Source organism: Candidatus Methylolitoribacter marinus, from assembly GCF_051853155.1.
GTDB lineage: Bacteria > Pseudomonadota > Gammaproteobacteria > Burkholderiales > Methylophilaceae > BACL14.
Window position 1 is genome coordinate 877,211 of record NZ_CP124221.1, and the last position, 23,055, is coordinate 900,265.

At 38.1% G+C, this 23,055-nt stretch carries 18 protein-coding genes, 3 tRNA genes and 3 rRNA genes; 3 read left to right on the forward strand and 21 right to left on the reverse strand.

Features of this window, described 5'->3' with window-relative positions; all coding sequences use genetic code 11:
- The first annotated feature begins 52 nt into the window (after window positions 1-52).
- Window positions 53-1,810, forward strand: coding sequence for a glutamine--tRNA ligase/YqeY domain fusion protein (locus QFA95_RS04655; RefSeq protein WP_486462375.1), 1,758 nt, complete (start codon window positions 53-55; stop codon window positions 1,808-1,810).
- A 57-nt stretch (window positions 1,811-1,867) separates the two neighbouring features.
- Here QFA95_RS04655 and rrf read toward each other — a convergent pair.
- From rrf to rpoE, 20 genes are all read right to left on the reverse strand, one after another.
- Window positions 1,868-1,982: ribosomal RNA gene (rrf, locus tag QFA95_RS04660) — 5S ribosomal RNA — on the reverse strand.
- 109 nt (window positions 1,983-2,091) lie between these two features.
- Window positions 2,092-4,977, reverse strand: a 23S ribosomal RNA gene (locus tag QFA95_RS04665).
- A gap of 266 nt (window positions 4,978-5,243) precedes the next feature.
- Window positions 5,244-5,319 (reverse strand) — tRNA-Ala (locus QFA95_RS04670).
- 13 nt (window positions 5,320-5,332) lie between these two features.
- Window positions 5,333-5,409, reverse strand: a tRNA-Ile gene (locus tag QFA95_RS04675).
- A gap of 76 nt (window positions 5,410-5,485) precedes the next feature.
- Window positions 5,486-7,027, reverse strand: a 16S ribosomal RNA gene (locus tag QFA95_RS04680).
- Together the 16S, 23S and 5S rRNA genes with 3 tRNA genes alongside form the textbook arrangement of a ribosomal RNA operon.
- 227 nt (window positions 7,028-7,254) lie before the next feature.
- A tRNA-Met gene (locus tag QFA95_RS04685) sits at window positions 7,255-7,331 on the reverse strand.
- A gap of 159 nt (window positions 7,332-7,490) precedes the next feature.
- The gene (htpG, locus tag QFA95_RS04690; protein ID WP_486462376.1) at window positions 7,491-9,362 is read right to left on the reverse strand and encodes a molecular chaperone HtpG; all 1,872 of its coding nucleotides are present in this window, start codon (window positions 9,360-9,362) and stop codon (window positions 7,491-7,493) included.
- A 56-nt stretch (window positions 9,363-9,418) separates the two neighbouring features.
- Window positions 9,419-10,147 carry a tRNA threonylcarbamoyladenosine dehydratase gene (locus tag QFA95_RS04695; RefSeq protein ID WP_486463450.1) on the reverse strand — a complete coding sequence of 243 codons (729 nt, stop codon included), beginning with the start codon at window positions 10,145-10,147 and terminating at the stop codon, window positions 9,419-9,421.
- A gap of 2 nt (window positions 10,148-10,149) precedes the next feature.
- Entirely contained in the window at window positions 10,150-10,527 is a 378-nt protein-coding gene (acpS, locus tag QFA95_RS04700) for a holo-ACP synthase (RefSeq protein ID WP_486462377.1), read from the reverse strand.
- Window positions 10,524-11,240 (reverse strand): pyridoxine 5'-phosphate synthase, encoded by a 717-nt coding sequence (locus QFA95_RS04705; RefSeq protein WP_486462378.1) that lies wholly within the window; start codon window positions 11,238-11,240, stop codon window positions 10,524-10,526. Before QFA95_RS04705 ends, acpS begins: the two co-directional genes overlap by 4 nt.
- 11 nt (window positions 11,241-11,251) lie before the next feature.
- Window positions 11,252-11,950, reverse strand: a complete 699-nt coding sequence (gene recO, locus QFA95_RS04710) for a DNA repair protein RecO (protein ID WP_486462379.1) — start codon at window positions 11,948-11,950, stop codon at window positions 11,252-11,254.
- Between the two features lies 1 nt (window position 11,951).
- A complete protein-coding gene (gene era / locus QFA95_RS04715) occupies window positions 11,952-12,833 on the reverse strand; it encodes a GTPase Era (protein WP_486462380.1) in 882 nt (293 codons plus the stop codon).
- Window positions 12,830-13,516, reverse strand: a complete 687-nt coding sequence (gene rnc, locus QFA95_RS04720) for a ribonuclease III (protein ID WP_486462381.1) — start codon at window positions 13,514-13,516, stop codon at window positions 12,830-12,832. Before rnc ends, era begins: the two co-directional genes overlap by 4 nt.
- Window positions 13,516-14,259: a signal peptidase I gene (lepB, locus tag QFA95_RS04725; RefSeq protein WP_486462382.1), complete on the reverse strand. Its 744-nt coding sequence runs from the start codon at window positions 14,257-14,259 to the stop codon at window positions 13,516-13,518. The genes rnc and lepB overlap by 1 nt, the downstream gene beginning before the upstream one ends.
- The gene (gene lepA / locus QFA95_RS04730; RefSeq protein WP_486462383.1) at window positions 14,256-16,052 is read right to left on the reverse strand and encodes a translation elongation factor 4; all 1,797 of its coding nucleotides are present in this window, start codon (window positions 16,050-16,052) and stop codon (window positions 14,256-14,258) included. The genes lepB and lepA overlap by 4 nt, the downstream gene beginning before the upstream one ends.
- Before the next feature lie 73 nt (window positions 16,053-16,125).
- Complete coding sequence (locus QFA95_RS04735; RefSeq protein ID WP_486462384.1) at window positions 16,126-17,529, reverse strand: DegQ family serine endoprotease; 1,404 nt, start codon at window positions 17,527-17,529, stop codon at window positions 16,126-16,128.
- Between the two features lie 25 nt (window positions 17,530-17,554).
- A complete protein-coding gene (locus QFA95_RS04740) occupies window positions 17,555-17,974 on the reverse strand; it encodes a SoxR reducing system RseC family protein (RefSeq protein WP_486462385.1) in 420 nt (139 codons plus the stop codon).
- The gene (locus tag QFA95_RS04745) at window positions 17,974-18,918 is read right to left on the reverse strand and encodes a MucB/RseB C-terminal domain-containing protein (RefSeq protein ID WP_486462386.1); all 945 of its coding nucleotides are present in this window, start codon (window positions 18,916-18,918) and stop codon (window positions 17,974-17,976) included. Before QFA95_RS04745 ends, QFA95_RS04740 begins: the two co-directional genes overlap by 1 nt.
- Before the next feature lie 3 nt (window positions 18,919-18,921).
- Window positions 18,922-19,392 (reverse strand): sigma-E factor negative regulatory protein, encoded by a 471-nt coding sequence (locus QFA95_RS04750; RefSeq protein ID WP_486462387.1) that lies wholly within the window; start codon window positions 19,390-19,392, stop codon window positions 18,922-18,924.
- A 27-nt stretch (window positions 19,393-19,419) separates the two neighbouring features.
- Window positions 19,420-20,034: an RNA polymerase sigma factor RpoE gene (rpoE, locus tag QFA95_RS04755; protein WP_486463451.1), complete on the reverse strand. Its 615-nt coding sequence runs from the start codon at window positions 20,032-20,034 to the stop codon at window positions 19,420-19,422.
- Window positions 20,035-20,167: 133 nt separating this feature from the next.
- Here rpoE and nadB point away from each other — a divergent pair, with 133 nt between their 5' ends.
- Window positions 20,168-21,745, forward strand: coding sequence for an L-aspartate oxidase (gene nadB, locus QFA95_RS04760; protein WP_486462388.1), 1,578 nt, complete (start codon window positions 20,168-20,170; stop codon window positions 21,743-21,745).
- Between the two features lie 18 nt (window positions 21,746-21,763).
- A complete protein-coding gene (locus QFA95_RS04765) occupies window positions 21,764-22,246 on the forward strand; it encodes an FKBP-type peptidyl-prolyl cis-trans isomerase (protein ID WP_486462389.1) in 483 nt (160 codons plus the stop codon).
- Here the strand turns inward: QFA95_RS04765 and QFA95_RS04770 are convergent.
- Window positions 22,240-23,043: an inositol monophosphatase family protein gene (locus QFA95_RS04770; RefSeq protein WP_486462390.1), complete on the reverse strand. Its 804-nt coding sequence runs from the start codon at window positions 23,041-23,043 to the stop codon at window positions 22,240-22,242. The two genes, QFA95_RS04765 and QFA95_RS04770, sit on opposite strands and share 7 nt — an antisense overlap.
- Window positions 23,044-23,055 lie beyond the last annotated feature (12 nt).

Here is a 23,055-nt window from a genome sequence, read left to right on the forward strand (position 1 = left end):
ATCATAGCATGCGCTAAGTTAAAAATTTATAAAACGTGTAAAATAACGCATCATGAGCAATGAAAATAATAATACAGTTCCAACAAATTTTATTCGAAATATAATTGAAAAAAATCTAGAGGCTAATCTTTATAATGAAAAAAAATGGTCTGGTCTCCCTGGACCTGAATACTCTCATAAAGATGCACCGATTGATACTGCTAAAATAAGAACAAGATTTCCACCTGAGCCTAATGGTTATCTCCATTTTGGTCACGCAAAAAGTATTATTTTAAATTTTTCTCTTGCTGCGGATTTTGGTGGACGTTGTCATCTTCGTTTTGATGATACTAATCCTGAAAAAGAAAATGAAGAATATGTAAAAAGTATTATCGATAGCGTGCATTGGCTTGGCTATCAATTCCAAGATGAGCATGAAAATAACCTTTATTACGCAAGTAATTACTTTGACTACATGTATGAGGCAGCAAAAGTTTTAATTAATGCAGGTTTAGCTTACGTTGATAAACAAACAGCCGAAGAGATACGTAATAATCGTGGAAGCTTAACAGAGCCTGGTCGGGATTCACCATTTAGAAACCAATCCATTGAAGAAAACTTAAAGCTCTTTGAGGAAATGAAAAATGGTCATTATCAAGACGGAGAAATGATATTAAGAGCAAAAATTAATATGGCCTCTCCAAATATCAATCTTAGGGACCCTGCTATATATCGAATTCGACATGTACCCCACCATAATACTGGAGATAAGTGGTGTATATATCCAATGTATACATTTGCTCACCCCATTGAAGATGCTTTAGAAAAAATAACACACTCAATCTGTACCCTAGAATTTGAAGATCAAAGACCATTTTATGAATGGGTGTTAAAAAAATTAGCAGAATTTAAATTTTTTGATAAACCATTACCAAAACAGCATGAGTTTTCCCGCTTAAATTTAAGTCATGTTGTTCTATCAAAACGCAAACTTATTCAATTAGTTGAAGATAACTATGTGAATGGCTGGGATGACCCAAGGATGCCAACTTTAGTTGGGGCAAAACGCAGAGGATATCATCCAAAAGGATTTAAATTATTTATGGACCGAATTGGGGTATCAAAGTCTGACTCAATAATTGATTATCAAAACTTTGAGGACTCAATGCGTGAAGTTTTAAATCAGGAATGTAATCGTAAAATTGCAGTTCTAAATCCTATTAAATTGATTATTGAAAATTTTGATGAAAATCATACTGAAATTTGTACTGTCCCGAACCATCCACAGAAACCTGAAGAAGGGATTAGAGAAGTTAAATTAACTAAAGAGTTATGGATTGAGGGTGAAGATTTTGAAATTAATCCACCCCCCAAGTACTTTAGGTTATTTCCTGGAAATAAAGTACGCTTGAGGTATGGTTTCGTTATTGAATGTACAAGTTACGAGCTTGATATCAGTGGAAATGTATCTACTGTTTTATGTAAATATTTTCCAGAAACAAAATCTGGGTCCGCGGGTAGTGATGCAGTCAAAGTAAAGGGCAATATTCATTGGTTATCGACAAAGTTTTCTAAACAAATCACCATTAGAAACTATGATCGTTTATTTATATCTGAAAACCCTAATGAATTAGATAATTTCCTTGATGATATTAATCAATCTTCGATAGAAACGAAATCTGCGTATTGTGAAGAAAGTATTTCAGATGTCAAAACTGGGGAGCAATTTCAATTTGAACGTCATGGTTACTATATTGTTGATCCAGATAGTAATGCAGATGAAATCATCTTTAACCGAACCGCAACACTCAGGGATAACTGGCAAAAGTAATCTGATTTTAAACAAAAAAAAACCCAAACAAACGTTTGGGTTTTTTTATATATAAAAGTTTGGCGGTGTCCTACATTCGCATGAAAAAGATCACACTATTATCGGCGCTGAATCGTTTCACTGTCCTGTTCGAAATGGGAAGGAGTGGTTCCAACTCGCTATGTCCGCCAAACAAACTGTTAAGCCATAAGGCTCGAATCTGTTTGATGTATTTAACAAAAGAAAGAAGTAAGTTGTAAATTGTAGTGCTTTAGATCGACAACTTTAAGATTTAAAGTTATAGGATCAAGCCTCACGAGCAATTAGTATCAGTTAGCTTCATGCATTACTGCACTTCCACATCTGACCTATCAACGTCCTGGTCTAGAACGACTCTTGAGTGCACTTAAAGTGCAAGGGAAGTCTTATCTTAAGGCAAGTTTCACGCTTAGATGCTTTCAGCGTTTATCTTTTCCAGATTTAGCTACCCGGCTATGCTACTGGCGTAACAACCGGTCCACCAGAGATCTGTCCATTCCGGTCCTCTCGTACTAGGAACAGCCCCCTTCAAACTTCCAACGCCCACGGCAGATAGGGACCAAACTGTCTCACGACGTTTTAAACCCAGCTCACGTACCACTTTAAATGGCGAACAGCCATACCCTTGGGACCGACTACAGCCCCAGGATGTGATGAGCCGACATCGAGGTGCCAAACTCCCCCGTCGATATGAACTCTTGGGAGGAATCAGCCTGTTATCCCCAGAGTACCTTTTATCCGTTGAGCGATGGCCCTTCCATACAGAACCACCGGATCACTATGACCTGCTTTCGCACCTGCTCGACCTGTCCGTCTCGCAGTCAAGCAACCTTATGCCATTGCACTAAAAGTACGATTTCCGACCGTACCTAGGTTACCTTCGCACTCCTCCGTTACTCTTTGGGAGGAGACCGCCCCAGTCAAACTACCCACCATACACGGTCCCCGATCCCGATAAGGGATCTGGGTTAGAACTTCAACAACATCAGGGTGGTATTTCAAGGGTGACTCCACGCAATCTGGCGACTGCGCTTCAAAGTCTCCCACCTATCCTACACAGATCTTGTCAAAGTCCAATGTAAAGCTATAGTAAAGGTTCATGGGGTCTTTCCGTCTAACCGCGGGTAGATTGCATCTTCACAACCATTTCAACTTCGCTGAGTCTCTAGAGGAGACAGTGTGGCCATCGTTACGCCATTCGTGCGGGTCGGAACTTACCCGACAAGGAATTTCGCTACCTTAGGACCGTTATAGTTACGGCCGCCGTTTACCGGGGCTTCAATCAAGAGCTTGCACCCCATCATTTAACCTTCCGGCACCGGGCAGGCGTCACACCGTATACGTCCACTTTCGTGTTTGCACAGTGCTATGTTTTTATTAAACAGTCGCAGCCACCTATTCACTGCAACCCCGTCGGCCTCCACATGTAAAATGCTTCAACCTACTGGGGCGTACCTTATCCCGAAGTTACGGTACTAATTTGCCGAGTTCCTTCTCCAGAGTTCTCTCAAGCGCCTTAGAATTCTCATCCTGCCCACCTGTGTTGGTTTGCGGTACGGTTTCAATTTAACTGAAGCTTAGTGGCTTTTCTTGGAAGCATGGTATCAATCACTTCATGAACAAAAGTTCACTCGTCATCACGCCTTGGTATTGACTCTCCGGATTTGCCTAAAGAATCTACCTACACGCTTAAACCTAGATATCCGTCACTAGGCTGACCTAACCTTCTCCGTCCCCACATCGCATTAAATTGAAGTACAGAAATATTAATCTGTTTCCCATCGGTTACGCATTTCTGCCTCACCTTAGGGGCCGACTCACCCTGCGCCGATTAACGTTGCACAGGAAACCTTGGGCTTTCGGCGAGTGTGCCTTTCACACACTTTATCGCTACTCATGTCAGCATTCGCACTTCTGATACCTCCAGCATTCCTCACGGAACACCTTCGCAGGCCTACAGAACGCTCTCCTACCATGCATATAAATATGCATCCACAGCTTCGGTTATGTGCTTAGCCCCGTTACATCTTCCGCGCGAGACGACTCGACCAGTGAGCTATTACGCTTTCTTTAAAGGGTGGCTGCTTCTAAGCCAACCTCCTGGCTGTCTGTGCCTTCTCACTTCGTTTACCACTTAGCACATCATTAGGGACCTTAGCTGGTGGTCTGGGTTGTTTCCCTTTCGACACCGGACGTTAGCACCCGATGTCTGTCTCCCGTGATTGAACTTGCCGGTATTCGGAGTTTGCAATGGTTTGGTAAGCTCTTATGAGCCCCCTAGCCATAACAGTGCTCTACCCCCAGCAGTTATACACGAGGCACTACCTAAATAGTTTTCGGAGAGAACCAGCTATCTCCAAGTTTGTTTAGCCTTTCACCCCTATCCACAGCTCATCCCCAAATTTTTCAACATTTGTGGGTTCGGACCTCCAGTACGTGTTACCGCACCTTCATCCTGGCCATGGATAGATCACTTGGTTTCGGGTCTACACCCAGTAACTTAAGACGCCCTATTAGGACTCGCTTTCGCTACGCCTCCCCTATCGGTTAAGCTTGCTACTGAATGTAAGTCGCTGACCCATTATACAAAAGGTACGCAGTCACCCCGAAGGGCTCCTACTGTTTGTATGCATATGATTTCAGAATCTATTTCACTCCCCTCCCGGGGTTCTTTTCACCTTTCCCTCACGGTACTAGTTCACTATCGGTCGATTACGAGTATTTAGCCTTGGAGGATGGTCCCCCCATGTTCAGACAAGATTTCACGTGTCCCGTCCTACTTGTCGTTACCCTAGTTCCACTTGCGGGCTTTCGTATACGGGGCTATCACCCTCTACGGCTGGACTTTCCATTCCATTTTACTAACGCGCAAGCTAAAAGTAACAGGCTGTTCCGGTTTCGCTCGCCACTACTTCCGGAATCTCGGTTGATTTCTTTTCCTCGAGTTACTTAGATGTTTCAGTTCACTCGGTTCGCTTCACATCTCCTATGTATTCAGAGATGGATACCCTAAAAGGGTGGGTTTCCCCATTCGGACACTCCCGGATCAAAGTTTATTTGCCAACTCCCCGAGAATTTTCGCAGACTATCGCGTCCTTCATCGCCTGTAATCGCCAAGGCATCCGCCATATGCACTTATTCACTTGATCCTATAACATTAAAACCTAAATTTCTCAGTTATAAGATTTATTTTTTCTAAAGCAACTTTTAATAAAACTCAATTTATAGAATAACTACAAATCTCAGTGTTAAAAAAGTTTGATTACTACAATCTTACCCAATGAAATCATAATCTCATCACAATCTTATGATTTCAAGTCTTACTTCTTCCAAATTGTTAAAGAACATACTAGCTTTAAAAGCTAGACTCAAGAACACAAAACGCTCTTGAGTATAACTTCTAATACAAAGAAAATGGTGGAGGATGACGGGATCGAACCGACGACCCCCTGCTTGCAAAGCAGGTGCTCTCCCAGCTGAGCTAATCCCCCAAAATATAATAATTGGTGGGTCTGGTTGGGCTCGAACCAACGACCCCCGCCTTATCAAGACGGTGCTCTAACCAGCTGAGCTACAGACCCCTCTCGATAGGGCCAATTTATCTTTGATCGCTTAACAACTGATAAGTGTGAATACTTAAAGAAGAGGATTCTCTAGAAAGGAGGTGATCCAGCCGCACCTTCCGATACGGCTACCTTGTTACGACTTCACCCCAGTCATGAATCCTACCGTGGTAATCGTCCCCCTTACGGTCAGACTAACTACTTCTGGTAAAACCCACTCCCATGGTGTGACGGGCGGTGTGTACAAGGCCCGGGAACGTATTCACCGCGACATTCTGATCCGCGATTACTAGCGATTCCGACTTCATGCTGTCGAGTTGCAGACAACAATCCGGACTACGATCGGTTTTCTGAGATTAGCACCCCCTCGCGGGTTAGCAGCCCTCTGTACCGACCATTGTATTACGTGTGAAGCCCTGGCCATAAGGGCCATGAGGACTTGACGTCATCCCCACCTTCCTCCGGTTTGTCACCGGCAGTCCCATTAAAGTGCCCAACTAAATGATGGCAATTAATGGCAAGGGTTGCGCTCGTTGCGGGACTTAACCCAACATCTCACGACACGAGCTGACGACAGCCATGCAGCACCTGTGTTACCGTTCTCTTACGAGCACTAAAGCATCTCTGCTAAATTCGGTACATGTCAAGGCCAGGTAAGGTTTTTCGCGTTGCATCGAATTAATCCACATAATCCACCGCTTGTGCGGGCCCCCGTCAATTCCTTTGAGTTTTAATCTTGCGACCGTACTCCCCAGGCGGTCAACTTCACGCGTTAGCTACGTTACTCATGGATCTTACTCCACCAACAACTAGTTGACATCGTTTAGGGCGTGGACTACCAGGGTATCTAATCCTGTTCGCTCCCCACGCTTTCGTGCATGAGCGTCAGTGTTATCCCAGGGGGCTGCCTTCGCCATTGGTATTCCTCCACATCTCTACGCATTTCACTGCTACACGTGGAATTCTACCCCCCTCTGACACACTCTAGTCTTGTAGTTTCAAACGCAGTTCCCAAGTTAAGCTCGGGGATTTCACATCTGACTTACAAAACCGCCTGCGCACGCTTTACGCCCAGTAATTCCGATTAACGCTCGCACCCTACGTATTACCGCGGCTGCTGGCACGTAGTTAGCCGGTGCTTCTTCTAAAGTTACCGTCATACTCATAACATATTATGAAATAAGTTTTCTTCACTTTCGAAAGAGCTTTACAACCCGAAGGCCTTCTTCACTCACGCGGGATGGCTGGATCAGGGTTTCCCCCATTGTCCAAAATTCCCCACTGCTGCCTCCCGTAGGAGTCTGGACCGTGTCTCAGTTCCAGTGTGGCTGATCGTCCTCTCAGACCAGCTACTGATCGTTGCCTTGGTAGGCTTTTACCCCACCAACAAGCTAATCAGATATCGGCCGCTCCAATAACGCAAGGTCCTAAGATCCCCTGCTTTCACCCGTAGGTCGTATGCGGTATTAGCTAACCTTTCGGCTAGTTATTCCCCATTACTGGGCACGTTCCGATATATTACTCACCCGTTCGCCACTCGCCATCAGAGAGCAAGCTCTCTATGCTGCCGTTCGACTTGCATGTGTAAAGCATCCCGCCAGCGTTCAATCTGAGCCAGGATCAAACTCTTCAGTTTAATCTTGTTTTTTACTATACTTTCCCGAAGGAAAGTTAGATAAATCGCTTTGTGCTTTATAAAAACTCAAATTCATTCACAAGGTTAATTAGCTAAAAGCTAATGTGGTCTTGTTCACAAATTTGTGTGTAAGCACTATATTTTTTGAGTGTGATTGTAAACAATCACTGCCTCGTTCAATAAGTACCCACACTTATCAGTTGCATATTGTTAAAGATCATTTCGATTGGTTGCGGGGACAGGATTTGAACCTGTGACCTTCGGGTTATGAGCCCGACGAGCTGCCAGACTGCTCCACCCCGCGATCGAATAAATCACCACCAAATTATTTAATTTTTTGAGTGATTTTGACACCAGTAGTGCCAAAGAAGCGAAACTATATCAGGTTTAAAATACCCTTGTCAAACACTTTTTCTCTATTTCTTTATTATTTATTGTTAATAATTTGTAACAAGATCTAAAATCATCGAGAAATGAATTTATTGATCTTGTTTACATACCCAATTGGATCATCTAATTGACCACCTTCAGCTAAAATTGCTTGGTCAAAAATAACCGATGCATAATCGTTAAATAATTGATTTTCTTCAACCTTTTCAATTTTTTTAATCAACTCATGGTTTGGGTTGATTTCTAAAATGGGTTTATTTTCTGGAGTACTTTGTCCAGCTGCTTTTAAAATACGTTCCAAATTACCTGAAATATCATGCTCACCAACAACCAAACATGCCGGAGAATTTGTTAATCGATGCGTTACTTTTACTTCTTTGACCTTATCTCCAAGAGATTTCTTGATTTTTTCAATAATACTTTTAGCCTCTTTCTCAATTTTTTCTTTCTCTGCCTTTTGTTCCTCGGTATCCAGTTTACCAAGATCAAGGTCCCCTTTAGCAATCGATTGAAGCTTTTTACCATTAAATTCATGTAAGCTAGAGACCAACCACTCGTCCACACGATCACTCAGCAGCAGCACTTCAATATTTTTTTGCTTAAAAATTTCTAAATGCGGGCTATTTTTTGCCGCTTGATGAGAGTCAGCAGTAATGTAGTAAATCGACTCTTGCTCTTTTGGCATATTTTTAATGTAACTTTCAAAACTCACAGATTGCTCATCAGAGTTGGATGATGCAAATCGAAGCAGCTTAGCAATGCTCTCTTTGTTTGCAAAATCCTCTGCAGGACCTTCTTTTAAAACTTTACCAAACTCATTCCAAAAGCTTTGATATTTTTCCGGCTCTTTTTCAGACATTGTTTGTAGAGATGAAATCACTCTTTTAGTCACCCCTAACTTTATTGAATCCACCAGAGGTGAGTCTTGCAGGATTTCTCTTGATACATTTAAGGATAAATCTTGGGAATCAATTACACCTTTTACAAATCGTAGATATTGGGGTATCAATTTTTCATTTGCATCCATAACAAAAACTTTACGAACATAAAGCTTGATGGAATTATTGTTTTCACGATCATATAAATCAAATGGAGCTTTTTTAGGAATGTATAGTAAAGAAGTGTATTCTGTTTTCCCTTCAACCCGATTGTGATAGCAAGCCAAAGGTTCTTCTGAGTCGTAGGTCAAGGACTTATAAAACTCTTCATACTCTTTTTGTTTAATTTCGCTTTTGGCTCTCGTCCAAATTGCATTCGTATTATTAATAGTTTCTAATTCTTCTAATTTCACCAATTCATCTTTTTTCATTTCAGTTTTATACATCTGAATTGGAATGGATATATGATCAGAATATTTCCTTATAATCGATTGAAGTCGCCACGCATCTGTAAATTCCTTCTCATCATCCTTTAATTTAAGAATAATTACGGTACCTCTAAATTCTTTTTCTATCTCTTGAATTGTAAATTCACCATCTGCTTGCGATGACCAACTATAGGCTTTGGAATTCCCAGCTTTTCTGGTTTCAACAGTGACTTCTTTGGCGATAATAAAAGAAGAGTAAAAACCTACGCCAAACTGACCAATCAAGTTTGCATCTTTTTTATTATCCCCTGACATGTTGGCTAAAAACTCTTTCGTACCCGAGCGTGCAATGGTCCCTAGGTTATTAACTAAGTCATCACGATCCATGCCGATACCATTGTCAGCAATTGTTAATGTGTTTGCTTTCGAATCAAAATCAACAATAACCTTGAGGTCAGAATCTCCTTCATACAGCTTATCATTATCTAATGCCTCAAATCGCAATTTATCAGTGGCGTCACTGGCATTAGATATCAACTCCCTAATTGCAATCTCCTTGTTACTGTAGAGAGAATGAATCATAAGATTTAATAATTGTTTTACTTCTGTTTGAAAATTAAGTTTTTCTGATTTAGCCATAAGTTATTGATAGTAATTGTTAATAAAGAAATTAAATGGGGTTAAATTGAATTATTTCAAGTTTTTAAAATAATTTTTTGAGCTTCTGAGGCCAAATAAAATCCCATCGCCGCAGTCACCATTACAGAAGATCCATAACCTGCACAATTGAGGTTACTTTCAACATTGTCGCAATGTTGAGGCTTTACAATCTGCTCATCTGAAAAGATCGCGGTCACCTTGGATTTTTTCTTATCTGAGTGTTTTTTTTTAAACTCTTTTCTTACTTTTGCAAGCAATGGATCACCATAGGTATCTAATAAATCTTTTATTTTAATTTTTTCTGGATGCAGTCTTCCACCAGCAGAGCCAGAAATAACAAGGTTTATTTTATTGAATGTACAGTAATCAACTAACGCACATTTGACTTTGACTTGATCAATAGCATCAATCACTACGTCATAATCCTTGCGTATCAAATCAGATAAATTATCAACAGACAAAAATTCGTCAATTAAGGTTAATTCGCAATCAGAGTTAATCTTATGAATTCGATCACTAAGTGCCTGAAGTTTTGACTGACCAATATTTAATTCTGTTGCCTGGACCTGTCTGTTGATATTAGAAGCCACAATATGGTCCATATCAATGAGGGTTAATTTACCCATTCCACTTCTAGCCAGCGCTTCCGCAACCCAAGAACCAACTCCTCCAAGCCCAATTAAACATACGTGACTATCAGATAGTTTTTTTTGCTTTTTCTCTCCAATTAAATTTTTAAGGCTGAGAAACTTTTCGGATATCATCTTCAAGCTTCGAGAACAACAAATGCGCTAGCGATATTTTTTTCGTCGGAAATACTTAAGTGACATTTGTTAATTTTTTTTTGATCTAAAAATTTTGATATCTCAGCATTAAATTTGAAAAAAGGAGCTCCAAGATGATTGTGATCCACCTCAATTCCATGAAAACTAATAGGATCTCTAAAACCTAATCCTAAGGCTTTGGCAACTGCCTCCTTAGCTGCAAATCTTTTTGCCAAAAAATGAGCCGGGGTGCTACTTATCTCAAACGCTTCAAATTCTTTTTTGGATAGAATTTTTTTTGCAAACCGATTATTAAATTTGCTAAATATTTTCTCAATACGTTGTATTTCAACGAGATCTGTCCCAATACCAAAAATCATAATGATTGCCTTATTAATGATTTCATTCTAATGATGGCTTGCTCCCAACCCAGAAAAAGGGCTTCTGCCACAATGGCATGTCCAATATTAAGCTCATTAATTTCTTTAATTTTTGCAATTGCAGATACATTGTCATAATTCAATCCATGACCAGCATTAACCACTAAGCCCTGTTTAACAGCATAAGATGCCATATTTTGAATATTAATTAGCTCTTTAGCCTGCTCCTCGCTTATCGATTCTGCATAATGTCCTGTGTGAAGCTCAATAACTGGGGCATGGAGCTCTAGAGCCTGATCAATTGAATCCTTATCAGGAGAAATAAATAAAGAAACGCGAACTCCATTTTTAGCTAACTCAGCTATAAAAGTTTTCAAAAAATTGAAATTGGAATTTAGATTCAATCCTCCCTCGGTCGTCCTCTCTTCTCGTCTCTCAGGAACCAAACAAATATCTTCCGGCATTACCTGTAATGCAATTTCTAACATTTCATCTGTGGCTGCCATTTCAAGATTCATTTTTGTTTGGATGACTGGCTTCAGATTAAATAAGTCTTGATCTTGCATATGACGGCGATCTTCTCGAAGATGGAGAGTAATACTATCTGCACCAGCTAATTCGGCTAATTGGGTAGCTTTTATAATACAAGGATAGGATGTTCCTCTAGCTTGTCGGATCGTTGCTATATGATCAATGTTCACACCTAATTGCATTCAATTACCTATCATTTGTTAAAAAAAAGCTCTTTGCTTTTTACCAGATCATACCCGGTATAAGAGCGCATCAAATACCTCATCAATAATTTACTTTCTTTCAAAGTATTTAAATGAGAATAGTCATTATTATGCATATCAATCAGAGTCTGACCAATAATTTTTACGCCGTTGGTGGATGCATCTGGAAGTGATGCCCCATACTCAGCTTCATAGTAATAAAATTTCTTTGGATGAATTTCATATCCATTCTCATCTTGATCGAGCTTAACTTTGTAACCGAGTTCATCCAAGAGTTTTAGCTCAAATACCCTCAAAAGACTTTCATAACTAGTAGTTAAAGAAAGTTCTTCTATATGTTGATGATAGAAGTTAAAAAAATCATTTGAAGACTCGTCTTTAGGAAGAAGTTTCATGATCAGCTCATTTATATAAAAACCACATATCAGCCCTTGGTTTTTAAGTCCTAAATATTTTGAACTCCACTCAACATTATATAAAGTTTTAAGATCGCTCACGTTCGACCAGGTTGCCTGAATCATCTGAAATGGTTGTAAATATCCCCTTAGTAAGGATCTTGGTCGCCTAGCGCCCTTAGCCAGCAGAGATATTCTCCCAAAGCCTTCAGACAAAGCTTCTACAATTAAACTAGTTTCTTTAAATGGATAGGTATGAAGAATATAGATATTATGATCCTCAACGCGTTTCACATTAAATTCCTAATGACTTCAAAGCCCTTGCATCATCAAACCAATTTTTTTGTACCTTGACCCAAATCTCTAACCAAATTTTGGACTGAAATAATTTTTCCATATCTCTCCTGGAGTCAGTTGAGATTCTTTTTAATTTCTCACCATCTTTTCCAATAACCACTGGTTTTTGGCTATCTTTATCAACCAGTATGGTTGCAAAAATTCGACGAAGGTTGTCTTTATGCTCAAAGTTTTCAATTTCCACAGCGATAGAATACGGAAGCTCATCTCCCGTGAAACGAAAGATCTTCTCACGAATAATTTCTGCCGCCAAAAATCTTTCATTCTTATCTGTAATGTCATCAACGTCAAAAACAAAGTCTTGTTCTGGTAAAAATTCTGTGATTTCTTGCAAAATAATTTTTTGATTATCTTTTAATTTTATTGATGCCGGGATAATTTTTTTAAAAATTTTTAATTCTGAATTAATATCAATTAATTCAAGGATTTTATTTTTATTAGTGATTCGATCAATTTTATTTATCAAATTAATAACAGGGATATCATTAGGAATCATTTTTACCAAGTCTATTTCAATTTCATTTAATATTTTGGGTTCAGACATAAAAATGACAACGTCCACATCATGAAAAACTGAAGTCACAGATTTATTCATTCTTTTGTTCATTTGATTCAAGAATTTTTGTTGGTATCCTGGGGTATCAACAAAGATAAATTGAATATTTTTTTCGGTATGAATTCCTAAAATTTGATTTCTAGTGGTCTGAGCTTTCCTTGATGTAATAGATAATTTTTGACCTAAGATAAAATTGAGTAAAGTTGACTTGCCAACATTGGGCTGGCCGATAATTGCAATTTTTCCGCATTTTTTTTTGGTCATAAAATTTTTTCTTTGACTAAAGGCAGAGCTATACTAGCCGCCTCTTGCTCAGCAACTCGCCTTGAGGAGCCTGCGGCTTCAGTAACTATCGATAATTGCGCAATATTGCATTTCACAATAAATTCTTGTGCATGCGCCTCCCCTTTAATGTCTGCCACTTCATATTTTGGTAACATTAACTTCTTAGATTGCAATAATTCTTGCAATGATGTTTTAGAGTCTTTATCAATTTTTGCTGGATTGATTTCGCTTACCCACTCTTGAAAATGCTGATGGATGAATGTTTGAGCTGGCTCTAAACCACCATCCAAATAAAGTGCACCAATGATTGCCTCAAATGTATCTGCCAATATTGAGGGACGTCTCCAACCAGCACTTTTAAGCTCTCCTTCACCCAAAAAGATAAAATCTCCTAATTTAATTTTGGCTGCTATTTCTGCAAGGGTGTTAGCTTTTACTAGTGATGCTCTTAGTCGACTTAAGTCTCCCTCAGGTAAGTTTGGAAATTTTTTAAATAATAACTCGGCAATTGTAAAATTAAGAATACTATCGCCTAAAAACTCCAAGCGCTCATTATTTTCACCTTCGAAACTGCGGTGTGTGAGTGATTTTTGAAGAAGATTAATATCTTCAAACTTGTACTGGAGCAAATCTTCAAGCTGTTTAACAATTAAAGCATCCATTAATTTATCCAATTTCCAATGCGATTTGGTTCTGAAAAGTTTAACCAGATTACAAAAGCTTTCCCAACCAATAGTTCATCAGGGACAAAACCCCACACTCGACTGTCAGATGAATTATCTCTATTATCTCCCATGGCAAAATAATGTCCATCTGGAACTACAAATTCGACACTTTCAGAGGGAATATCATGGATTAAGATTGAATGACTGTAGTCCTCATGATCCTCTAAAAACTCCTTAGCGGAGACTTCTAAATCTTGCTTTAAACTATATTTATAAATACTGGTATAAGTTTGAGAAACTGCAATATCATTCACGAATAGTTTCTTATTTTCATACCTAATCTTGTCCCCAGGAAGTCCTATTAGCCTCTTAATGTAATCAATGCTTGGGTCTTTTGGATAATGAAAAACGAATACATCCCCTCGCTGAGGAGATCCTATTTGAAAAATTAATTTATTAAATACAGGTAATCTTAGGCCGTAAGAAAATTTATTAACAGCAATAAAATCACCAGCAATTAAAGTTGGCATCATTGATCCTGAAGGAATTTTAAATGGCTCAACAACAAATGTTCGAATCACAAACACTAGCAACAATATGGGAAAAAATTCTTTCGCAACATTTATAACCTTCAAAAGTACTTTGTTATTATTCTGGTTCGAGGGCTTAAAAAATAAATCAAAGAAGTAAATTAACCCAGTGATCAGAGTTGAAATCATCAAAATCAAAGCAAAAATCATTTGTCATCCACCTTTAGAATTGCCAAAAAAGCTTCCTGAGGAATTTCTACATTTCCTACTTGCTTCATTCGCTTTTTCCCCTCTTTTTGCTTCTCAAGCAGTTTTCTTTTTCTTGAAACATCTCCACCATAACACTTCGCAAGGACATTCTTTCTCATAGCCTTGACTGTCTCTCTTGAGATAATGTTTGCACCAATTGCAGCTTGAATAGCAACATCAAACATTTGACGTGGTATCAATTCTCTCATTTTAGCAGCTAGATCACGTCCACGAAATTTACTATTTAAACGGTGAACAATTGTTGAGAGTGCATCCACCCTCTCACCATTAACTAAAATATCGAGCTTCACCAAATCTGAACTTCTGAACTCAAGAAAGTCGTAATCCATGGAAGCATAACCTCTAGATACGGATTTGAGTTTGTCAAAAAAATCTAGGACGACTTCATTTAAAGGGATTTCATATGTAAGCATTACTTGCCTACCCAAATATTGCATATTTTTTTGAATACCTCTTTTTTCATTAGCTAAAGTCATGACAGGTCCAACATAATCTTGCGGTAAAAGAATGTTTAAACTGATAATTGGTTCACGAATTTCTTCTATCGTAGATAAATCTGGGAGCTTTGATGGGTTTTCAATCTGTTTAACTTCACCATTTTTTAACAACAACTCGTATACCACCGTCGGTGCAGTAGTAATCAGCTCCATCTCGTATTCGCGCTCAAGTCGCTCCTGGATGATATCCATGTGAAGCAGTCCGAGAAAGCCGCAACGAAAACCGAACCCTAAGGCACTTGAATTTTCAGGCTCAAAGTTTAAGGACGCATCATTTAAGCTTAATTTTTCAAGAGAGGTTCTTAGTGCTTCAAACTGATTTGATTCAACAGGATATAATCCTGCAAATACTTGTGGCTTAATTTCACGAAATCCTGGCAGTGATTTTTCTGCTGGATTTTGAGTCCCTGTAATGGTATCCCCAACTTTGGCTGTGGCTAACTCTTTTATACCGGCAATAATAAAACCGACTTCACCAGCTACTAACTTGTCTTGAATAAGTGGTTTTGGTGTAAAAATACCCACCTGATCAGCAGCATAATTTCTTCCAGAGGACATTAAGGTAACTTTATCTTTAGTGGCCAGTGAGCCTTCAACAATTCTGACTAGCATCACTACGCCCACATAATTATCAAACCATGCGTCAATAATTAATGCTTGCAAAGGATTGTTTGGATCTCCCTTTGGGGCTGGCACGAAACTAATTATCTTCTCTAATATATCAGGAATGCCTAACCCAGTTTTAGCAGAGCATAGGATGGCATCACTGGCATCAATACCAATTACATCCTCAACTTCTTTTTTAACACGCTCTGGATCAGCGGAAGCTAGATCAATTTTATTAAGTACAGTAAATACTTCAACGTTTTGATCTAACGCTGTATAACAGTTTGCTACTGTTTGCGCCTCTACCCCCTGTGAAGCATCCACAACTAACAAACCACCCTCACATGCAGCTAGAGAGCGGCTCACTTCATAAGTAAAGTCAACATGTCCAGGGGTGTCAATTAAATTTAAAATATAGTCTTGATTATCTTTGGCTTTATATTTTAGTGTCACCGTCTGGGCTTTGATCGTAATTCCTCGCTCACGTTCAAGATCCATAGAGTCCAACACTTGCTCATCCATTTCCCGGTCAGCTAATCCTCCACAAGACTGAATTAAACGATCAGCTAAAGTAGATTTACCATGATCAATATGGGCGATAATTGAAAAATTTCTTATATTTTTTTGCATGTATGGCTTTAACTTTAAATAGAGAAAGGCGCCAAGGCGCCTTCCAACCAACGTGATTTTACCTGATCCAAATTTAATTGGTTATTTTTATTGGGACATACAGAGTATCTCCATTTCTGTATATCAATAGAGCAATTGTTTTTCCTTTTTTAATTTTTTTTAAGTCTTGATTAAAGGATTGTACCGAGCTGACTGGATTATTATTCAAACCTAATATCACATCACCTTTTCGTATACCTGCATTCAACGACGCATCAGCAACATCTAATACTAGTATCCCTGCGTTTTCTTTAATTTGTTTCTTCTGTTGTGGAGTTAAATCTTTAACAGTTAAACCAATTCTATTTTTCTGGCTTTGTTCATTTTTTTTGGCCACAACCATCTCTTCGCTTGGCATTTCACCAATAGTAATTTCCAACTGCTTTTCTTTGCCTTGCCTTAAAATATTCATAAATATTTTTGAGCCTGGTTTTGTAGAAGATACAAATTTCGGTAAATCAGATGAAACTTTAATGTCATTTTCACCAAATTTTAAAATTACATCACCAGGTTTCAGGCCTCCTTTATCTGCTGGAGATTCTTTTTCTACACCGGCAACTAAGGCTCCTTGAGTTGATTTCATATTAAAGGATTCTGACAATTCTTTACTAATTTCTTGAATAGCAATACCCAGCCAGCCTCGAGATACTTTACCATCAGCCTGAAGTTGTTCCGCCACATTAATAGCAACATCAATTGGAATAGCAAATGATAAACCCATATAACCGCCGGTTCTGGAATAGATCTGAGAATTGATACCGACCACTTCTCCGGATGTATTAAATAAAGGCCCTCCGGAATTTCCTGGATTAATTGCCACATCAGTTTGGATGAATGGCACATAATTTTCTTGAGGCAGATTTCTACCTAATGCACTCACAACACCCACAGTCATGGTACTCTCTAACCCAAATGGGGAGCCGATTGCAGCGACCCACTCGCCTACCTTCAATTTTCCTGGATCTCCAATTTTTACCTGTGGCAGATTATCTGCCTTGATTTTTAAAACAGCAACATCAGTTCTTCTATCAATACCTAACACTTCTGCTTGAATTTCTTTTTGGTCATTTAGTTTAACTATGACACTATCAGCATCATTGACCACATGGGCGTTAGTAATAACTATGCCCTTTGAGTCAATAATAAAACCTGAACCAGTTCCCGTGACTTGCTTTTCACGAGGTGCATTTCCATTAGGTGGCATACCTGGCAATCCTGGAATACCAAATCTTTTGAAAAACTCTTGCAGCTGCTCATCATAAGGAAATGGAGGAGCGTTGCCTGATGGGATAGACGCATTTTTTATTGATGTAATATTCACGACAGTTTTACCTTGTGTTTCTGCCAATTCAGTAAAATCTGGAAGTGTCACAGAAAAAACAGTAACTGGAATTAAAAAAGTAACAAATAAAAAAACAATAAATTTATTTAATTGCATAAGTAACTTCACTCCATATTAAGTATTAAATTTTACTCACAGTAATATTCAATTCAGCATTCATTGATCGCACAATCAAACGACTCAAAGTCAGACCCATTAAAAATCCAAAGATCAAACCAAAAATTGAAATTGAAACGTTATTACCATATAAATATTGGGCTAATGCCAAAAAAATCAATATTGATATTAAAGGAATAAAATAAATTATTAATGAAATTTTTAATAATTTATTTTCATCATAATGCATTTCTACAATATCGCCTTTTTTAAAGCTCTCTTCTGTATTGATTTGTATTTTGTTTTTTTTATGGTTCAGTAATTTTCCCCATAATGAATTGCCACAGCCCTGGGTTTGTCCACACAAACCACAAGGTTTATCTCGATAAGATTCAACCGATATTTTTTTTAAAGAAACATCAACGACAATACCTTTATCACTCATTAATTCAATTTAACTTGATTAGTAATATAAGAAAGTGTTTGAATGGGGACTGCGCCAACAGCTAGGATTTGATAACCCTTCTTATATTCTGCATGAATATTATTAGAGCCTCTTTTGGATGAGCCTACCTGAGGCTTCTGGTTCTTCGCGACTGGATGAATAAATATAGAAATATATGAGAGTCCATCAGAAAAAATGATTTGATGGGCTATGGCATTAAGTCCTGCATATCGTTTAGCATTATAACTAACCTCTTCAAAACCACTAGGTAAATCATTTATTGTCCAAAACTTCCTCACCGTCTCTTCAATATTTTTATTTTCATTAATACTGTAGGTTTTATCCTTACTGATGTTTGGTCTGAACCAGCTAATATCCTGACTTTGAAGAAACTCAATATTCGCAAAAGCCATAGTTTCAACCACTTTTTTGTTGTTATCAATCACCATCATCTTTAAGGGTAGATGTGACTCTTTATCCAACCAGAGATGATAGTTATACCTGTTTTCGTCAATCGGAGATAACACTACCATTTGAGCTATCCTTCCAGCGACTCTAAAGTCACCTCCATCTGCAATTGAATAACTGTCTTTTAATTTTTCTAAATTAGATGGAAATATATTGGGGAAAAGATTTGCATCTTTCTTTTTTTTAATAAGGATCTTACTTTGATCATTATCGTAAATGACTGCGTTTGCTTCGTGCATCAAAAGTAGATTGTCGGCGCCGTCAATCTTTTCGAATTTTAAAAACTCTTCGCCTTCATGATTCACATGAATCATTTTTGTTGAACGTATATCTTGATTGGAGTCGGTTGTGTTGATAATGCCAGAATAATTAAGATCATGACTCGCCTTGGAAGCTTGGCTAATCTTTAACCATAATTCATTAGAGGATGCCACTCCTGATAAAAAAAGGCATATTAAGAACAGCAGTCTAATCATAGTTTATATATTAGGCTGATAGCCTGCTTCTAAAAAGTGATTAGGATTTCTTGTTGTGGTTGAAAAATGATCTTCAATAATCTCTTGTGAAATTGAGTCAGATGCTAAAAAATCAATTGAACTTGTAGACTCAGAATTTGAAAAATTATTAACAGCCCAAGAAATACCAAAAGCAGCAATCAAGCCTAGCAGGAACACTAACAAATATTTTTTGTAATCAATTGTTGCAGTAGATTGATTATTGTATATAAAGCCATTATTGAACTGAGTTGGTTCGTCCTGAATTCTAGACATGATTTTATCTGTTAATTCTGAATTAACATCATAATAATCATTGTTCATAATATCACTGATCATTTGATAGGTTCTGAAGCTAGATAATGCTGATGAGTTTTTGGCAAGCTCATTCAGGCCATGATCTAAGTCTTTACCTTTTAATTCGTTATCAATAATAGATGAAATGTTTTCAGACATGCTTTCTTATTCCTGGTGTTAATATTGCTACCATCGCTTATTCGATGTTTCAATGAGTGGTTTTAATTTTTCCGCAATTGATTCACGGGCCCTAAAAATTCTTGATCGCACTGTCCCTATAGGACAATCCATAATCTCTGCAATTTCCTCATAACTTAAACCATCCATCTCTCGAAGAGTAATTGCAGATCTTAATTCTTCAGGTAAATGTTCAATCGTTTCATTGACAGTTGCAGCAATCTCTTTGGTCATCATTGAGCTTTCCGGAGTCTCATACGATCTTAGATCTGTTGCATCATCAAAATTTTCCATATCCTCAATCTCTACCTCATTCATGGCTTTGGGACGCCGACTAAGGGACATTAGATGGTTTTTTGCTGTATTTACGCCAATCCTATAAAGCCAAGTGTAAAAAGCGCTATCGCCGCGAAAATTATTTATTGCACGGTACGCTTTGATAAATGAATCTTGGACAATATCCTCTATTTCGGACTGATCTCGCACCATCCTGGATAACAAACGATATAATTTTTTATGGTATTTTTCTACGAGCACACCAAAGGCTTGTTTGTCGCCTTTTTGTGACTTTTCAACGAGTTTTTGATCTATTTCACGCTCCGGATTTTTCGGAGGAAAGTTCATATTTTCTTTACTTTGTGTATCAAGATTTTCACTGTACACTTTTCTTGTAGAATCAACAACTTTTAAATTATGCATATTACTCCTTCGCTTATGTGTGTAGATAAACTTGAACAAAAAAGGTTCAACAATTTCAATGAAATTTGACGTATTAATTATAGGTGGTGGTCTGGCTGGCTTAGCCACTGCAATTAAATTCAATGATGCCATCAAGGTGGCACTCATAATTAAGAAAAATTTTTCTACCAGTTCTAGTCATTGGGCGCAAGGGGGTGTTGCTGGAGTACTTAACAAAGATGATAAATTAGAACTTCATGAACAAGACACTCTTGTTGCAGGGGCTGGGCTTTGTAACGAAGAAGCGGTTAAATTTGTGGTTGAAAATAGTGAGCAATCTATCCAATGGTTAATTGATCAAGGTATTGAATTCACAAAAACCAAGGATAATCAATCTCTCCATCTCACCAAAGAAGGTGGTCATTCTCTCAATCGTATTGCCCATGTTGCTGACTTTACCGGCAAGGCTATTCAAGAAAAATTAATAGAAAAGGTTGCCGAAAAAAAAAATATTACCGTTTTTGAAAACCATACCGCTGTCGATTTAATTACTAATAAAAAAATTAATCAAAAAAATTCAACCAATAAATGTTTAGGTGCTTATATTCTGAACAATCAAAATGGCCAAGTCATCTCAATATCGGCTAAAAAAACAGTGTTGGCATCTGGTGGAGTTTCCAAAGCATATTTATATACTACCAACCCCCCCGTAAGCACTGGGGATGGAATTGCGATGGCTTGGCGCGCTGGGTGTGAAATAAAAAACATGGAGTTTATTCAATTTCACCCTACTTGTTTATTTCACCCCATGGAAAGATCATTTTTGATTTCAGAAACATTAAGAGGTGAAGGCGGAGTGCTAAAGCTTCCTAATAATGAAAAATTTATGCACAAATACCATCCGTTAGCAGACTTGGCTCCAAGAGATATCGTAGCTCGAGCTATTGATAATGAAATGAAACAGCATGGTTTAGAGTATGTTTTACTCGACATCACCATGCTCGATGCCACCTTTATAAAAAAACGTTTTCCCAGTATTTACGATCACTGCTACAAGCTTGGTATTGATATTACTCAAGAGGCTATTCCTGTTGTGCCTGCAGCGCACTATACATGTGGAGGTGTTACAACAGACCTTCATGCAAAAACCACCATTGACGGATTGTATGCTGTTGGGGAGACTGCGTGTACTGGGCTGCATGGTGCGAATCGTCTAGCGAGTAATTCATTGCTTGAGTGCCTGGTTTTTTCATCAGCCGCAGTCGAGCATATCTCAACTAATTTAAATGAGTCTGACAATCAAGAATTACCTTTATGGGATGAAAGTCGAGTCAGCAATCCTGATGAGGCAGTGATGATTTTACAGACCTGGAATGAATTAAGAAGATTTATGTGGAATTATGTGGGTATTGTTAGAACTAATCAAAGGTTAAAAAGAGCCTTTGATCGAATTGAAATTTTAAAGGATGAAATACAACACTATTACAAAAACTTTATTATCAGCCCTGATTTGCTTGAGTTAAGAAATCTTGTACAGGTATCAGAATTAATTATACTTTCTGCATTAACTAGAAAAGAAAGTCGCGGGTTACACTACAGCAAAGATTTCCCTGAAAAACTGGATGATGCAGAGGATACAGTGCTAAGATTAGAATAAATTAAATATGGAAATATTATGAAAATATCAATGAATACAGTGGTGACAATTGACTTTGAATTAAAAGATAGTGCTGGACAAACTCTTGAAAAAAGTAATGAACCAATTTCTTATCTGCATGGGGGTTTTGACAATATTTTTCCAAAAATTGAAGAATCATTACATGGGAAAGACAAAGGAGATGTTGTCGAAGTCTCTCTAGAACCAAAAGATGCTTTTGGGGATTATGATGAAAGCCTGGTAAGTATTGAATCAGAGGATAAATTTCCAGAAAAAAATGTGAAGGTTGGTATGCAGTTTGAAGGTGAGGATGAGTCGGGTGAGGTAACTGTTTTTACAGTGACTGATGTTGCTGACGGTAAAGTTGTTGTTGATGGTAATCATCCTTGGGCAGGTCAGCGAGTTTTGTTTAAAGCGACTGTAATTGACGTAAGATCAGCGAATCAAGAAGAAATTGAACATAAACATGTGCATGGTCCAGGTGGTCATCACCATCATTGATTTTTTAACTCTTCACTCATGTTTTTTTGAATTATTTTAATAAATTCATCATAGATCTTTGCATTAGCAGCAACAATGTTTCCTGTCTTCATCCAAGCCTGTTTTTCATTAAAATCTGTAACTATTCCACCAGCTTCTTTTACAAGTAAGGCGCCTGCCGCAATATCCCATTTAGAAAGACCAATTTCCCAAAAACCATCAAACCATCCCGCCGCCACATAAGCCAAATCAAGAGCAGCTGAACCAGGTCGTCTTAAACCAGATGTGCTAGTAACCATCTCTTCAAACATTTTTAAATAGCAAGGCAAATGAGTAAAGTCTCTGAATGGAAAACCTGTGCCTATAATAGATTCTTTTAACTTTGTTTTTTTTGACACTCGAAGACGCTTGTCATTTAAATACGCACCCACCCCTTTGGTTGCTGTAAATAAATCATTACGATTCGGATCATATATAACCGCCTGAGTTATTTCTCCTTTGTGCATCAATGCAATGGATATGCAATATTGAGGAAACTGATGTAAAAAATTGGTTGTGCCGTCAAGTGGATCAATAATCCAAACGTAATCAGCATCTTTATCTGTAAATCCAGATTCCTCTCCCAGAAAACCATGGGTTGGATAAGCCGTTTTTAACACATTTATAATCGCTTCTTCAGAGGCAATATCAACTTCAGAAACAAAATCATTAGCAGATTTATTTTTTACCGTAAGCTGGTCGATATCTTCAGCCGCCCGTAATATAATAGAGCCTGCCTGGCGAGCTGCTTTAACAGCAGTAGTGAGCATAGGATGCATTTATTTACCGTT

Excerpts from the sequence above, each read along its gene's own strand:
- QFA95_RS04655 (WP_486462375.1), top strand. The coding sequence starts at position 53 with ATGAGCAATGAAAATAATAATACAGTTCCAACAAATTTTATTCGAAAT.
- QFA95_RS04740 (WP_486462385.1), bottom strand. The coding sequence starts at position 17,974 with ATGAGTGATAAAGGTATTGTCGTTGATGTTTCTTTAAAAAAAATATCG.
- QFA95_RS04695 (WP_486463450.1), bottom strand. The coding sequence starts at position 10,147 with ATGATATCCGAAAAGTTTCTCAGCCTTAAAAATTTAATTGGAGAGAAA.
- rpoE (WP_486463451.1), bottom strand. The coding sequence starts at position 20,034 with ATGAACTTTCCTCCGAAAAATCCGGAGCGTGAAATAGATCAAAAACTC.
- QFA95_RS04745 (WP_486462386.1), bottom strand. The coding sequence starts at position 18,918 with ATGATTAGACTGCTGTTCTTAATATGCCTTTTTTTATCAGGAGTGGCA.
- nadB (WP_486462388.1), top strand. The coding sequence starts at position 20,168 with ATGAAATTTGACGTATTAATTATAGGTGGTGGTCTGGCTGGCTTAGCC.
- htpG (WP_486462376.1), bottom strand. The coding sequence starts at position 9,362 with ATGGCTAAATCAGAAAAACTTAATTTTCAAACAGAAGTAAAACAATTA.
- lepB (WP_486462382.1), bottom strand. The coding sequence starts at position 14,259 with ATGATTTTTGCTTTGATTTTGATGATTTCAACTCTGATCACTGGGTTA.
- QFA95_RS04705 (WP_486462378.1), bottom strand. The coding sequence starts at position 11,240 with ATGCAATTAGGTGTGAACATTGATCATATAGCAACGATCCGACAAGCT.
- rnc (WP_486462381.1), bottom strand. The coding sequence starts at position 13,516 with ATGGATGCTTTAATTGTTAAACAGCTTGAAGATTTGCTCCAGTACAAG.
- era (WP_486462380.1), bottom strand. The coding sequence starts at position 12,833 with ATGACCAAAAAAAAATGCGGAAAAATTGCAATTATCGGCCAGCCCAAT.
- QFA95_RS04750 (WP_486462387.1), bottom strand. The coding sequence starts at position 19,392 with ATGTCTGAAAACATTTCATCTATTATTGATAACGAATTAAAAGGTAAA.
- QFA95_RS04765 (WP_486462389.1), top strand. The coding sequence starts at position 21,764 with ATGAAAATATCAATGAATACAGTGGTGACAATTGACTTTGAATTAAAA.
- lepA (WP_486462383.1), bottom strand. The coding sequence starts at position 16,052 with ATGCAAAAAAATATAAGAAATTTTTCAATTATCGCCCATATTGATCAT.
- acpS (WP_486462377.1), bottom strand. The coding sequence starts at position 10,527 with ATGATTTTTGGTATTGGGACAGATCTCGTTGAAATACAACGTATTGAG.
- QFA95_RS04735 (WP_486462384.1), bottom strand. The coding sequence starts at position 17,529 with ATGCAATTAAATAAATTTATTGTTTTTTTATTTGTTACTTTTTTAATT.
- QFA95_RS04770 (WP_486462390.1), bottom strand. The coding sequence starts at position 23,043 with ATGCATCCTATGCTCACTACTGCTGTTAAAGCAGCTCGCCAGGCAGGC.